Source organism: Mesorhizobium sp. WSM4906, assembly GCF_029674625.1.
Classification (GTDB): domain Bacteria; phylum Pseudomonadota; class Alphaproteobacteria; order Rhizobiales; family Rhizobiaceae; genus Mesorhizobium.
Genome location: NZ_CP121355.1, coordinates 4249241 through 4262650, shown reverse-complemented (window position 1 = coordinate 4262650; position 13410 = coordinate 4249241). Strand labels below are relative to the sequence as shown.

Genomic DNA, 13410 nt, shown 5'->3' with positions numbered 1-13410 from the left:
TAACCCGCGGATTAGAAACGAGTTGCAATACCGAAGTTGAATTCCTGCACGTCGTCGCCAGGCTGCTTCTCGACCGGGATCGCATAGTCGATGCGGATCGGGCCGAACGGCGAAGCCCACATCAGGCCGACACCGACCGAAGCGCGCAGATGCATGTCAGCCGAGCCTGCCTTTACCAGGCTCGGATCGAGCTTGCTGCCGTAAAGCGTTGCCGCGTCGGCGAACACCGCGCCGCGCAGGCCGAAGCTCTCCGGAATGACCGGCAGCGGGAACTGGGCTTCCGCCGAGGCATTGAAATAGGTCGTACCGCCGAGATGATCGCCGCTGGTGTCGCTGGCGATCGGGCCGATGCCGCCATAGGCGAAACCGCGGATCATGCGGTCGTTGCTCTGGAAGTGGTCGAAGATGCGCAGGTCGCCATTGCCGTAGCCCGCAACATAACCGGCGCCACCCGACACCAGGCCGACCAGGTCGAGCTGCTCGGACAAGGTCTGATAGACACTCGCGCGCCCGGTCAGCTTCACCCACTTGGCGTCGCCGCCCAGACCGGCGACCTCGGTCGTGCCGGTGATGTAGAGACCCTCATGCGGGTTCTTCATGTCGTCGATGGTGTTGTAGACCAGCCCAAGGCTGACCGAAGATTTGACCCATGGGCTCTCTTGGATACCATCAAGGATCGCCGGCGACACGACGCAGGGCGCGTCAGGTACCCCGTCCCCGTTCGGATCGCAGCCGTCGGACAGCGAATACTTCTCTTGCGCAATGTTATACGCCAGCTGCGTCGAGATGCTGTCGGTGATCGGCAGGCCGAAGCGAATGGTTGCCCCGGTCGTGTCCGTATCGTAGTGATCGTACTCACGCGTCGACTTGTAGATATCGAAGCCCGCCGCGATGCGCCGGCCGAGGAAATACGGCTCCGTGAAGGAGAGGGCGTAGTCGCGCGAATGCCTGCCGCCGCCGGCCGACAGCTTGATGTATTGGCCGCGGCCGAGGAAGTTGCGCTCGGTGATCGAACCTTCGATGGATGGGCCAGGCGTATCGCCACCCGTCGAATAGCCGGCGCCGATCGAGAACTCGCCGGTCGACTTCTCGACCACGTCGACGACCAGGACAACCTGGTCGGGCGCCGACCCAGGAACAGTCGAGATATCGACTTTCTCAAAATAATCCAGCGCTTCCAGCCGCTTCTTCGCGCGCTGAATGAGAACCTGGTTGAAGGCGTCGCCTTCGCTGACGTCGAATTCGCGGCGGATGACATAGTCGCGCGTGCGGTCGTTGCCGCGGATTTCGATGCGCTCGATATAGGCCTTGGTGCCCTGGTCGATGGTATAGACGACCGAGATCGTATGGTTCTCGAAATTGCGGTCGCCGCGCGGCGTCACCTGGGCAAAGGCATAGCCCGAACCGGCGACCTTTTCGGTCAGCGCGACGATCGAGTCCTCGACGTCCTTGGCGTTGTAGACGTCGCCCTTATGGGTCTCGACCACCGATTCGAGCGACTTGGAGTCGACCTCGGGGATCGTGCTCTCGACGCTGATGTCGCCAAAGGTGTAGCGCTCGCCTTCCTGCACGGTGATCGTGACCGTGTATTTGTTGGTGGCCTCATCCAACTCGCCGACGGCCGAGACGACCTGGAAGTCGGCATAGCCGTGATTGTAGTAGAAGCGGCGCAGCAATTCCTGGTCGGCGCGCAGCTTGTCCTCGTCATAGACGTCGTCGCGCAGCACGAAGGACAGCCAGGTCGAACGCTTGGTGTTGATGACGTCCGACAGGCGGCGGCTGGAAAAGGCGCTGTTGCCGACAAAGTTGATGGCCGCGATCTGCGTGCGTGCGCCTTCGTTGATGTTGAAGACCACGTTCACGCGATTGTCGCCGAGGTCCATGATCTGGGTGGTCACGGCGGCGTCGTCGCGGCCGATGCGCCGATAAGCGGCCTTGACCGCCTCGACGTCTGCATCGAGCGCCTGCTGCGAGAAGGTCGCGCGCGGCTTCAACTGGATGGCCACCTGAAGGGCATTGTCCTTGAGCTTCTTGTTGCCCTGGAACAGGACCTGGTTGACGACCTTGTATTCGGAAACCTTGACGACCAGGGTCGAGCCGACCTGATTGATCTGGACGTCCGAGAACAGCCCGGTGCCGAACAGAGCCTTCACGGCGCTATCGATGTCGGCGCTCGAAAAGGCCTTGCCGGGCTTGATCGAAATGTAATTGCGGATGGTTTCGGCATCGACACGCTGGTTGCCGCTGACCTCGACCCTGCTGACGACCGCGGCTTCTGCTACCGATGTGGCAACGAACTGCACTGCGAGCGCGCCTGGCAAAACCAGGGCGGCGGACAAAGCCGCCGCGGACGCGGCGCTCAGAAACTTGGATGCTGCCTTCATCGGGCTTTTGTACCTTTTTCTCGTAGTCCCCACGGCGAGAAAACCGGACGTGCGGTATTTTCCCTTACCGTATTAACCGGATTTCCCCTACACGCAAGGCTCCCGGTTAATTTGTATTTACTTAACCCTGTTGCGTGGCTTTCGTGTCACGCATATCCCCACGCATGGTAAACGGCGTCTCAATATGGCCGGGGCCGAAGCCAAATTTCTTCATGATTTCAGCACCCAAACAGATCATTCCAAAAAACGAAGCCCATAAATCCGAGTACCAGAAGGAGACCGGTCCGGTAGGCCATCTCCATCATCCGCTCCGACACGGGCCGTCTTATGACGGCCTCCACGCCGTAGAACAACAGGTGGCCGCCGTCGAGAGGGGGAATCGGCAGAAGATTGAGAATCCCTATCCCGACTGACAGGAATGCAACAAGCTGCACCAGCCACTCGAAGCCGAGTTTGGCCGCCTGACCCGACATTTTTGCGATCTTGATCGGTCCGCCCAGCTGGCACTTGTCCTCGCGCCCGATAACAAACCGCTTCATGAACTGGCCGGTGCGCTCGATCACATGGCCGGTTTCCTCGACAGCCGCCGCCAGCGCGCCCGCGGGCGTGTAGGAGACCAGTCGCGGCTGCCCGAACTCGGCATTGTTGGCGACGCCGATGATCGCGACCTTGACCTTGTTGCCCAGCGCGTCCTGCTGCTCCATCGGCTCCGGCGTCGCCGTGGCGGTGATTTCCTTGCCATCGCGCAGCATGGTGAAAGTGATGGCGTCGCCGGCGCGGCCCGAAACCAGGCGCTGAACGTCGGCAAAGGTTTCCACCTTGCTGCCGTCGACCCTGACGAATCGGTCGCCGGGCTGGATCCCTGCCCGCGCGGCTGGGCTGCCAGCGGTGACTTCGGCCACTGTCGGCTCCATCACCGGACGGCCGTAGAGCGAAAACAGCACCGCAAAGACGGCGATCGTCAGCAGGAAGTTGAACAGCGGCCCGGCAACGACGGTCGCCGCGCGCTTCCAGATCGGCTGGGTGTGAAAGGCGACCTCGCGCTCGGCCTCGGTCAACGATTCGATCTCCTCGGCGCTCGGCTGGCTTGATGTCGCGTTCATGTCGCCGACGAATTTGACGTAGCCGCCAAGCGGTATGGCGCAAAGCTTCCAGCGCGTGCCGTGGCGGTCGTTGAAGCCGAAAAGCTCCGGGCCGAAACCGATGGCAAAAGCCTTCACGCCGATGCCGCACCAGCGACCGATGAGATAGTGGCCCATCTCATGCACGAACACCACGACGGTGAGCACGAACAGGAACGGCACAAGGGTGCCGAGGACAAACCCTTGGGTGCTGAAGACGGCGTGAAGAATCTCGTTCAAGTCATGCCCTCAAATTCGCCCGCGAACGCGACACTCCGCCGCGACTGTGACATCAATCCGGGCGAATCCGTGGCGTGCCCGTTTTTCCGCCCTGCGGCGGTGCATTAGAACGGAAACAGCCCCTGCGCCGGATGATCGGCGGTGCCCGCCGAAACCCAGCCGATCAGGTACAGGGCGAAAGCCGCCGCGACAAGCCCATCGACCCTGTCCATGACGCCGCCATGGCCGGGAATGAGATTGCTCGAATCCTTGCAGCCGTGTCGGCGCTTGACCCAGGATTCGAACAGATCGCCGACCTGCGAGACGATCGAGAGCGCCAAGGCGACAAGGCCAAGCATGATGAGATTGCCGGCCCCGGTCGCGATTGCCATCAGCAATCCGGCAACCACGCCGCCCACGGCGCCGCCAAGCGCGCCGCTCTGCGTCTTGCCGGGCGAGATCGACGGCGCGAGTTTTGGCCCGCCGACCGCCCGACCGACGAAATAGGCCGCAATGTCGGTCGCCCAGACCACCGCGAACAGGAAGAGGATGGCGATCAGCCCCGAATGGTTGTCATCGCGCAGATAGGCGAGTGAAAAGCCCGACAACGACGCATAGGCCAGCCCCGATGCCTCCCATTGCGCTGCTCCCCGCAGCCGCGCGGCAGCAGCGGCGATAGCTGTGAGGGCTGCGACCAGAGTGAGCAGCCACAGGGCCGGTGGCCCTGCAATCAGCACTCCGACAAAGACGAGAATCAGCGCTTCCGCCAGGAAGCCGAGCCTCGCGCCGCTCTCGGCGCGCGACATGCGCGTCCATTCGTAGAATATCAGCGCCGCGATAGCCGCGCAGAACAGCCGGAACGGCAGCGCCCCGAGCCACGTGAGCGCAAGTGTGAGCGCCGCCATCACGATGGCCGAGATGACGCGCTGTTGGAGATTGCTCATTGATGCCGGCGCTACAAAGCAACGTCGCGGGCGGCGAGCCCGCCGAAACGGCGCTCGCGGCCGGCAAAGTCCCGCAGGGCGTCCGCCAGATGCTCCCGGCTGAAGTCCGGCCAGTAGCAAGGCAGGAAGACGAGTTCGCTATAGGCGGCCTGCCACAAAAGGAAGTTCGACAGCCGGAGCTCGCCACTGGTGCGGATCACCAGGTCGGGATCGGGAATGCCCTCGGTGTCGAGCGAACCGGCAAAGCTCTCCATCGTGATGGCGTCGCTCGTCATTTCGCCGCGAGCCACTGCATCGGCGAGCTTGCGCGCGGTGCGCACGATCTCGTCGCGGCCGCCATAGTTGAAGGCGATGACCAGTGTCAGCGCCTCGTTGCCGGCGGTCAGCGATTCGGCTTCCTGCAGCAATCCCCTGATGTCTGGTTGCAGCCCTTCCCGGTCGCCGATCACCCTCACCCGCACGCCATTCTGGTGCAGTTCGGCGAGATCGCGGCGGATGAAGAGCTTCAAAAGGCCCATCAGGTCGCTGACCTCGGATTTCGGCCGCGACCAGTTTTCGGAGGAGAAGGCGTAGACCGTCAGGTAGGAGATGCCGAGCTCGGGCGCGGCGCGCACCGTCTTGCGCAAGGCCTCGACGCCGGCGCGGTGGCCGGCAAGCCTCGGCATGCCGCGCGCCTTGGCCCAGCGTCCATTTCCGTCCATGATGATCGCGACATGCGCGGGCGTTGCCATGGTCTCGCTTTCGAGCCGGTGAGAAACCGACCCTAAACCTGCATGATTTCAGCTTCCTTATCGGAAAGCAGGTGATCGATGGTGCTGATCATCTCGTCGGTCAGCTTCTGTACCTGGTCGGACCGCTTGCGATGATCGTCCTCGCTGATCGTGCCGTCCTTTTCCGCCTTCTTTAGGAAATCCATGCCGTCGCGGCGGACATGGCGCACCGCGACGCGGGCGTTCTCGGCATAGCCGTGCGAGATCTTGACCAGTTCCTTGCGGCGCTGCTCGTTGAGTTCGGGCAGCGGAATCCGGAGATTGGTGCCGTCGACGATCGGGTTGAAGCCGAGATTGGCCTCGCGGATGGCGCGGTCGACGGCGCTGACCATCGACTTGTCCCAGACCGAGACCGAAATCATGCGCGGCTCCGGCACCGTCACATTGGCCACCTGGTTGATCGGCATCGTCGTGCCGTAGGCCTGGACCTGGACGGCGTCGAGCAGGTTGCTGGAGGCGCGGCCGGTGCGCAGCGAAGCAAGATCATGCTTGAAGGCCGCGATCGCCCCGTCCATGCGCCGCTTAAGATCGTCATATTCGCCACTCATGATCATCTCCTCGACCCGTTCGCCGGGTTCACTGCTTGTCTTCTAGTCACGTCCGAAACCGGCGATCATTTAGCCGACTCCGGCCCCGGTCAATTGTCCGCGACGATCGTGCAACGGCCGCCGCCCCTCAGAATTTCGCCGAAACCACCCTTTTCGTGGATCGAATAGACGATTATCGGAATGTTGTTTTCGCGCGCAAGTGCAATCGCGGCCGTATCCATGATGGTAAGCCCGCGTTTGATGACCTCGGCATGACTTATGCGGTCGAAGCGTACCGCGTCCGGATCCTTCTTGGGGTCGGCCGAATAGACACCGTCGACCTGGGTGCCCTTGAACAGCGCGTCGGCTCCGATCTCGGCGGCGCGAAGCGCGGCGGCCGAATCGGTGGTGAAGAACGGGTTGCCGGTGCCGCCGGCGAAGATCACCACCTTGCCCTGGTTCATGTAGGCGGTCGCCTGGCGCTGTGAAAAACTCTCGCAGAGCTCGGGCATGGCAATGGCCGAGAGCACCACGGCGTCGACGCCGATCTTGTTCAGCGAGGTGCGCAGCGCCAGCGAGTTGATGACTGTGGCCAACATGCCCATGTGGTCGCCGGTGACGCGGTCGCCGCCCTTGGAGGCGACGGCCACGCCGCGGAAGATGTTGCCGCCGCCGATCACGACACCGACTTCGATGCCAAGTGCCCGCGCCTCGGCAATGTCGGCGGCGATGCGGTCGACGACCGAGACGTCGATGCCGAAATGCTGTTCTCCCATCAGCGCTTCGCCCGAAGCTTTCAGCAAGACACGTCGATAGAGGGGCTTCACCGTCATCTGGTTCCTCGAAAATCTCGGCGCGGGCAAATCTGGAGGCGAAAATTGCCCCGCTTCGCCTGGCGGCGCTGGCATGATGGTTCGACCCGATACACGAAGGGCGCGGCGATGTCACGCCGCGCCCTTGCGCAAAATCCCAGGCTTTTTCGATCAGTTGCTGCTGACGCTGACCGCCTCGCCTTCGATCAGGACCGGTGAAGAATAGCCGGACGGTTTGTCGCCGGTAGTGGCGCCGCCGGTCACCCGCCCCTGGATTTCGGGCCCGAAATAAGAATGCGGGAACGGCGCCGGCATGCCGCTCGCCGAATCCAGCCGCTTGCGAAGCTCAGGCGTAATCGAAAAGCCGAGCGCCGCGAGATTGTCCTGCAATTGGGCAAGCTTCGTCGCGCCGAGGATGACCGTGGCGATACCAGGCTGCGTTGCCGCCCAGTTGAGTGCCACCTGAGCCATGCTGCGGCCGAGTTCGGCAGCCACCTTTTCGAGTTCCGCCACGATCGCCCAATTGCGTTCGGTGAATTTTTGGAAACCCGGATGCGTGGTGTTGCGGAAACCGTCCAGCCGGCCGGAATTGCCGGCCTGTGTCGGGCGATATTTGCCGCTCAGCATCCCACTGGCCAGCGGGCTCCAGACCATGATGCCGGCGCCATGGCGTGTGGCGAAAGGCACGAACTCATGCTCGATGCTGCGCTCGGTCAGCGAATATTCGAGCTGCAGCGCCGAGATCGGTTCATAACCGCGCAATTCGGCGATCGCCTGCGCCCGGCCGGCATACCAGGCCGGCACGTCCGAGAGGCCGATGTGGCGCACCTTGCCCGCGCGAACGAGATCGTCCAGCGTGCGCAGCACTTCCTCGGCCGGCGTCAGCCTGTCCCAGATATGCATGAGATAAAGGTCGATATAGTCGGTTCCGAGCCGCTTCAGCGACGCGTCCACCGCGCGCATGATGTTCTTGCGCCCGTTGCCGCCCGCATTTGGATTGCCGGGGTCTACGTTCATCGAGAATTTGGTCGCGATCACCGCCTTGTCGCGCAAGCCGCGCTCGGCGACGAATTCACCGAGCCAGGTTTCGGCGGTGCCGCCGGTATACAGATCGGCGGTGTCGAAGAAATTGCCGCCGGCCTCGACGTAAGCGTCGAACATGGCGCGGGCGGTTTCCCTGTCAGCGCCCCAGCCCCATTCGGTGCCGAAGGTCATGGTGCCCAGCGCCAGCCGGCTGACGCGCAGGCCGCTGTTGCCGAGTGTGTAATAGGTCATGCTCATGATAGGCTCCAATCGTGTTTGATGTCGGCTTATTGGCCGGGGGTCGCCTTGATCCATGGATTGCCGCGCTCATGCGTCATGCGGAAGGTGAACCCGTCGACCTTCCAGCCGGCGGCCGAGCGGGTCAGGCGATGCTCATACGTACCCCAGACTTCCCAGAGCGGATCGCCATTGCCTTCCATCCTGTTCCAGGCATAGCCGTTGGAAAGGACGGTAGCCTTGTCGCCTTCGATAACGACCTGGTGGTTGGTGCGCAGATGCAGGCTCGTCTTGCTTCCCTTGAGATTCGCCGCCCAGGCGCCGATCAGGTCGTCGGAGGCGATGTTGGCGGCAGGCTGCCCGGAAAGGCTGCTGAAGTCGGCAGCGACACGGTCGGCGAAATAACTGCGCGCAAGCTTCCAATCCTGCGCATCGACGGCGCGGTCGATGGCGTCCGCGATTCGGATGACGGCACGCTCGTCGGCGAGCGCTTGCCAAGCGGTCGGCTCGGTTCCGCCGGCATCGACCGGCGCCAGCGCCAGTCCTGCCGCGAAGGTCACATGTCTCAACGCATTCATGTCTCTTCTCCTTGAGCTATCGGCCCGCCGCCAATGTGTTGACGGCAATGTGGGCCATCGCGCCGGCATCGATAAGATTGCATTGTTCGCAAGGACCATGCGATATCATTCATGAATGGATCGGGATCTGCTCACGCATCTGCCTGTGATTGTCGCCGTGGCGAGGCGGGGCGGCTTCGCGCTGGCCGCGGCCGAGCTTGGCATGAGCCCGTCGGCCGTCAGCCATGCCGTGCGGCTGGTGGAAGAGCGCATCGGCCAGCCGCTGTTCGCGCGCACGACGCGCAGCGTTTCGCTGACCGAAGCCGGCAAGGCGCTGGTGGAGGCGGCGGCCCCTGCCCTTCAGGATATCGCTGAGCGGATGGACCGCATCCGCGGCGTCAAGGGCCGGCCCTCCGGTCTGCTCCGGATCAATGCCTCCAACGTCGCGATCCCCTTGGCGGTGACGCCCGTGGTCGCGGCCATGGCCGAGCGCTATCCTGATGTGACGGTCGAGATCTTCGCCGAGCAGGGCCTTGTAGACATCGTCGGCGAGGGTTTCGACGCCGGCATCAGGCTGGGAGAGATGATCGCGCAGGACATGATCACCGTGCGGCTCACGTCGTCCTTCAAGGCCGTGATCGTCGCTTCGCCCGGCTATATCGGAAAGCACGGCCGGCCGCGCGACGTGGCCGACCTCGCGAAGCACAATTGCATCGGCTACCGGCTCGTACGCTCCGGCGGCCTCTATCGTTGGGATTTGAACGATAACGGCAAGGATGTCGCGGTCGAGACGCGCGGCACGGCTGTCGTCACCGATTCGCTTGCGGCTGTCGATCTTGCGCTTGCCGGTGTCGGGCTCGCCTATGTCTTCGAGCCGCTGGTGCGCGCCGATCTCGCCGCCGGTCGCCTGGTCCAGGTGCTGCCGAAGACGGCGATCGAGGAGCCGGGCCTCTTCCTCTACTTTCCGCGCCGGGCCTCGATGGCGCCGAAGCTCAGGGCCTTTATCGACACCGCTCATGAAATCGGCCGGGCATCCATGCGGACACCCGGCCGAGTTGCCTGAGCTCTTTAGCCTTACTGCTTGCTTCGGGCTATTTCTTGACCGCGGCCGCGACTTCCGCAGCGAAATCGGTCGTTTCCTTCTCGATGCCTTCGCCGAGCGCGAAGCGCAGGTAAGCGCTGATCTTGGCCGGAGCGCCGATCTCCTTCTCGGCATCCTTCAGTGCCTTCTCGACGGTGATGTCGGGATTGAGCACGAAGGCCTGCTTCAGAAGCACGACCTCTTCGTAGAACTTGCGCAGGCGGCCCTCGACCATCTTCTCGATGATCGCTTCCGGCTTGCCGGACTGGCGGGCCTGGTCGGAGAAGATCGCCTTCTCGCGCTCGACAAGCGCCGGGTCGACTTCCTCGGCAGTCAGCGCGACCGGGTTGGTTGCTGCGACATGCATGGCGACCTGGCGACCGAATGCATTGGCGGCATGTTCGTTGCCGGTGGTCTCGATCGCGACCAGCACGCCGAGCTTGCCGAGGCCGTCGGCGACGGCATTGTGGACATAGGTCGCCACTGCGCCATGCGGAACGGTGAGCTTGGCCGAACGGCGGAAGCCCATGTTCTCGCCGATGGTGCCGACCGCATCCTTGATGGTGTCGGTGACCGACTTGTCGGAGCCCGGATACTTGGCTGCGGCCACCGCCTCGGTCGTGCCGTAAGCGAGCCCGACCTTGGCGACGTTGGCGACGATTTCCTGGAAGGCGGCATTGCGCGCGACGAAGTCGGTCTCGGAATTGACTTCGACGATTGCGGCTTCGCGAACGCCGGAATCGACGCCGATCAGGCCCTCCGCCGCAGTGCGGCCGGCCTTCTTGTCGGCCTTGGAGATGCCCTTCTTGCGCAGCCAGTCGACGGCCGCTTCCATGTCGCCGTTGGTTTCGTTCAACGCCGCCTTGCAGTCCATCATGCCCGCGCCGGTCAAGTCGCGGAGTTCTTTGACCTGTGCAGCCGTAATGCTCATTGTCGCCTCTTTGTTTCAAATGCGCCGACGCACCATCGGTACTCGATGATGCGCCCGGCAAAAGCGCTTTAGCGCGCCAACTTATTGGAAAGATGAAGGCCGCAACCGGCCTTCGCTTTTCAAGCTTCCGGAGCCTCGGTGGCCGGGGTGTCGAGCGCCGGCTCGACCGGAGCCTCCGCCGACGCGCCGATATCCATGCCGAGCGCGCCCTGCTGGCGCGCGATGCCGTCGATCGCAGCCTTGGCGATCAGATCGCAATAGAGCTGGATGGCGCGGGCCGCGTCGTCATTGCCGGGGATCGGGAAGTCGATCTTGTCCGGGTCGCAGTTCGAATCGATGATGGCGACGACCGGAATGCCGAGGCGCTTGGCTTCGAGGATGGCGATCGCTTCCTTGTTGGTGTCGATGACGAACATCAGGTCGGGCGTCGAGCCCATGTCCTTGATGCCGCCGAGCGCCTTGTTGAGCTTCTCGCGCTCGCGGTCGAGGTTGAGCCGCTCCTTCTTGGTGAGGCCCTGGGCCTCGCCGGCGAGCGTCTCGTCGAGCTTGCGCAGGCGCTGGATGGAGTTCGAGATCGTCTTCCAGTTGGTCAGCATGCCGCCCAGCCAACGCGAGTTGACATAGTACTGGGCCGAACGCTGCGCGGCGTCGGCGACGATGTCCGAGGCCTGGCGCTTGGTGCCGACGAACAGCACGCGGCCGCCCTTGGCGACGGTGTCGGAAACCTGCTTCAGGGCCTGGTGCAGCAGCGGCACGGTCTGCGACAGGTCGATGATATGGATGTTGTTGCGGGCGCCATAGATATAGGGCGCCATCTTCGGGTTCCAGCGGTGGGTCTGGTGGCCGAAGTGAGCACCAGCTTCCAAAAGCTGGCGCATGCTGAAATCAGGCAGAGCCATTCTTTAGTTCCTTTCCGGTTGGCCTCCACGGACACAGGCATTTCGGACTTATGTCCTGATGCCACCGGAGGTTTCAGCCGGATTTCTCCCGGGCAGACACCAAAGTCCGTGTGTGGAATGAGCGCGCATATAGAGGGGAAGTCCAACAAACGCAAGCCGGGCGTCCGAAAACGCCCACACCTGCGGCGATCCGCCCAAATCTCAGCGTTTTACCTTGCCGTTAGGCACCCGCACGCGGCGGAAGATCGCGACGATCTCCTCGCGGCTGCATTCAACCGCGCCAAGCCGCACGGCGCGGTCGCGCTCGAAGCCGGTGATATCGTAATGCGGCGCCGAAGTCTTCGGCGGCCCCTGATAGGACGAGCGCTTGACGCCGAGCTCGGCGGCGAAGCGGTGGAGTTCATCGGTATCGTCGGCAAGCAGATGACACCACCGATGGCCGGCCCATTTCCAGATCGCCGCATCGACATAGACAGCCATTGAACCTGCTGCACTCCAACCGACAGGGCCGGCCCGTCACAGTCACCCGGGCCAACGTCAAGTCAGCGATGATAGAAGGGATTCGGATAGGAAATGAAGCCGCCGCCGGCTTCGAGCTCGGTCACGGTCCTGGTCACGGCTTCCTGCATACGCGTGCGCAGCACGACGAGCGCCTCGTCGACGGAACCGTCGTAGTCGTGCAACCCCAAGGGCTGGGGCACGCGGATGTGCGCGCAGCGCGGCCCCACGGGCTGCGGGATGAAGCGGTTGATCGTGTCGCGCAACGTGCCTTTGCAATAGTCGTTGCGGATGCGCTTCAGGTGCTCGGCGATTTCTTCCTGCGTGATCGTTCGATCGGCGAAGGCCCAGGAACCGACGCGCTGGATGCGCTGGATCGTTTCCGCCAATTTCCGCACCCGTTTCTGTTCCTCGGTATCGGCCTCGCCCTCGCGCAGCCAGCGACGCGAGCGCCGCAACAGCTCGGCCAGGTCGAGGCCGGGCTCAGCCGCAACGCCGTCGGCAAGCCGCTGGCCGAGCTCCGCCAGCGCCCTTTGCTGGCGGACGGCATAGGAAGCGCCCTGCACTGCCGTCAGGCCAAAGGCCTGTTCGTCGCGGGACAACAGATCCGAATAGATGCGATAGACGCGCTCCGGCAGCGAGCCGTGTGCGGCACCTTCGATTTTCAGGCTTTTCTCGACATAGGCGCATTCCCTGGCGAGCGCCCGCTCGACATTGCCGGTCAAGGCGAGTTTCCAGACCACCGGAGCGACCCAGACCTTGAAATCCGTGTTCGTTTCGCGACCGCGCTGCAGCGCCTCGAGCCCCATCTCCACCGCGCCGGGAAGCAACGGCCCGACATAGTCGCCGTGCCAGCCGACGCGGCCCTCCGGGTGAAGCAGCACGCCATGACCCTTCAACGCCCAGTCGACCGAATGCGCTTTAGCGGCTTCGTTGTTGCCGGGAATCTGAGCGATGAGATTGTTGGCCAACCAGAATTTCTGCATCAGCCGGCCGAGCCCGTTGACCACGCCATGCGTCGCCCAGGATGCCGCAAGCGGGCTGACGCGCGAGACGATCTCCTTGTCGATCATCCAGTCGGTGAAGAATTCCGGATGGTTGGGCGTGAGGAACGTCGCCTGGCCCTCGCCGCAGCAGGTCTGCAGCCTTTGCTGGTCGGCGGCGGGAAAGTCGATGTGGCGGACATTGGCGACACCGCGCAAGCCGGCGAGCCGGTTGAACGGCAACAGGTCGCGGAAACCTGGAACCCCACGCAGCATGACGATGCGATTGACGATCGTCATCATGTTGATCAGCGCCCGATTGGGTCGCGGCGCCACGAACACGTCGATCCTGCCCAAGCCTTCTCCCCCAACTGCCGTCAGGAAAGCTGGGACTGGATTGCGGCGCCTTCAAGTCGGGCCGTTC

General features: G+C 63.3%; 13 protein-coding genes. 1 reads left to right on the top strand and 12 read right to left on the bottom strand.

Features of this window, described 5'->3' with window-relative positions:
* Positions 1–11: 11 nt before the first annotated feature.
* From bamA to QAZ22_RS20345, 8 genes are all read right to left on the bottom strand, one after another.
* Positions 12–2384 carry an outer membrane protein assembly factor BamA gene (bamA, locus tag QAZ22_RS20380; protein WP_278202546.1) on the bottom strand — a complete coding sequence of 791 codons (2373 nt, stop codon included), beginning with the start codon at positions 2382–2384 and terminating at the stop codon, positions 12–14.
* A gap of 218 nt (positions 2385–2602) precedes the next feature.
* Complete coding sequence (gene rseP / locus QAZ22_RS20375) at positions 2603–3745, bottom strand: RIP metalloprotease RseP (RefSeq protein WP_278202545.1); 1143 nt, start codon at positions 3743–3745, stop codon at positions 2603–2605.
* A 104-nt stretch (positions 3746–3849) separates the two neighbouring features.
* The gene (locus QAZ22_RS20370) at positions 3850–4668 is read right to left on the bottom strand and encodes a phosphatidate cytidylyltransferase (RefSeq protein ID WP_278202544.1); all 819 of its coding nucleotides are present in this window, start codon (positions 4666–4668) and stop codon (positions 3850–3852) included.
* An 11-nt stretch (positions 4669–4679) separates the two neighbouring features.
* The gene (locus QAZ22_RS20365) at positions 4680–5399 is read right to left on the bottom strand and encodes an isoprenyl transferase (RefSeq protein ID WP_278202543.1); all 720 of its coding nucleotides are present in this window, start codon (positions 5397–5399) and stop codon (positions 4680–4682) included.
* Between the two features lie 32 nt (positions 5400–5431).
* Positions 5432–5986 (bottom strand): ribosome recycling factor, encoded by a 555-nt coding sequence (gene frr / locus QAZ22_RS20360; protein ID WP_278202542.1) that lies wholly within the window; start codon positions 5984–5986, stop codon positions 5432–5434.
* Between the two features lie 89 nt (positions 5987–6075).
* Entirely contained in the window at positions 6076–6798 is a 723-nt protein-coding gene (gene pyrH, locus QAZ22_RS20355; protein WP_126100415.1) for a UMP kinase, read from the bottom strand.
* Between the two features lie 150 nt (positions 6799–6948).
* Complete coding sequence (locus QAZ22_RS20350) at positions 6949–8058, bottom strand: aldo/keto reductase (RefSeq protein WP_278202541.1); 1110 nt, start codon at positions 8056–8058, stop codon at positions 6949–6951.
* Positions 8059–8087: 29 nt separating this feature from the next.
* Positions 8088–8615, bottom strand: coding sequence for a nuclear transport factor 2 family protein (locus QAZ22_RS20345; protein ID WP_278202540.1), 528 nt, complete (start codon positions 8613–8615; stop codon positions 8088–8090).
* A gap of 115 nt (positions 8616–8730) precedes the next feature.
* Here QAZ22_RS20345 and QAZ22_RS20340 point away from each other — a divergent pair, with 115 nt between their 5' ends.
* Positions 8731–9657, top strand: a complete 927-nt coding sequence (locus QAZ22_RS20340) for a LysR family transcriptional regulator (RefSeq protein ID WP_278202539.1) — start codon at positions 8731–8733, stop codon at positions 9655–9657.
* A gap of 28 nt (positions 9658–9685) precedes the next feature.
* On the opposite strand, the gene tsf is transcribed toward QAZ22_RS20340, so the two are convergent.
* The 4 genes from tsf to QAZ22_RS20320 all read right to left on the bottom strand — a co-directional run bounded on the left by tsf (position 9686) and on the right by QAZ22_RS20320 (position 13343).
* Entirely contained in the window at positions 9686–10606 is a 921-nt protein-coding gene (tsf, locus tag QAZ22_RS20335) for a translation elongation factor Ts (protein WP_278202538.1), read from the bottom strand.
* A gap of 119 nt (positions 10607–10725) precedes the next feature.
* A complete protein-coding gene (rpsB, locus tag QAZ22_RS20330) occupies positions 10726–11505 on the bottom strand; it encodes a 30S ribosomal protein S2 (RefSeq protein ID WP_278074242.1) in 780 nt (259 codons plus the stop codon).
* A gap of 201 nt (positions 11506–11706) precedes the next feature.
* Positions 11707–11985, bottom strand: coding sequence for a DUF4031 domain-containing protein (locus QAZ22_RS20325; protein WP_059188655.1), 279 nt, complete (start codon positions 11983–11985; stop codon positions 11707–11709).
* Between the two features lie 62 nt (positions 11986–12047).
* Positions 12048–13343: a hypothetical protein gene (locus QAZ22_RS20320; RefSeq protein WP_278202537.1), complete on the bottom strand. Its 1296-nt coding sequence runs from the start codon at positions 13341–13343 to the stop codon at positions 12048–12050.
* Positions 13344–13410 lie beyond the last annotated feature (67 nt).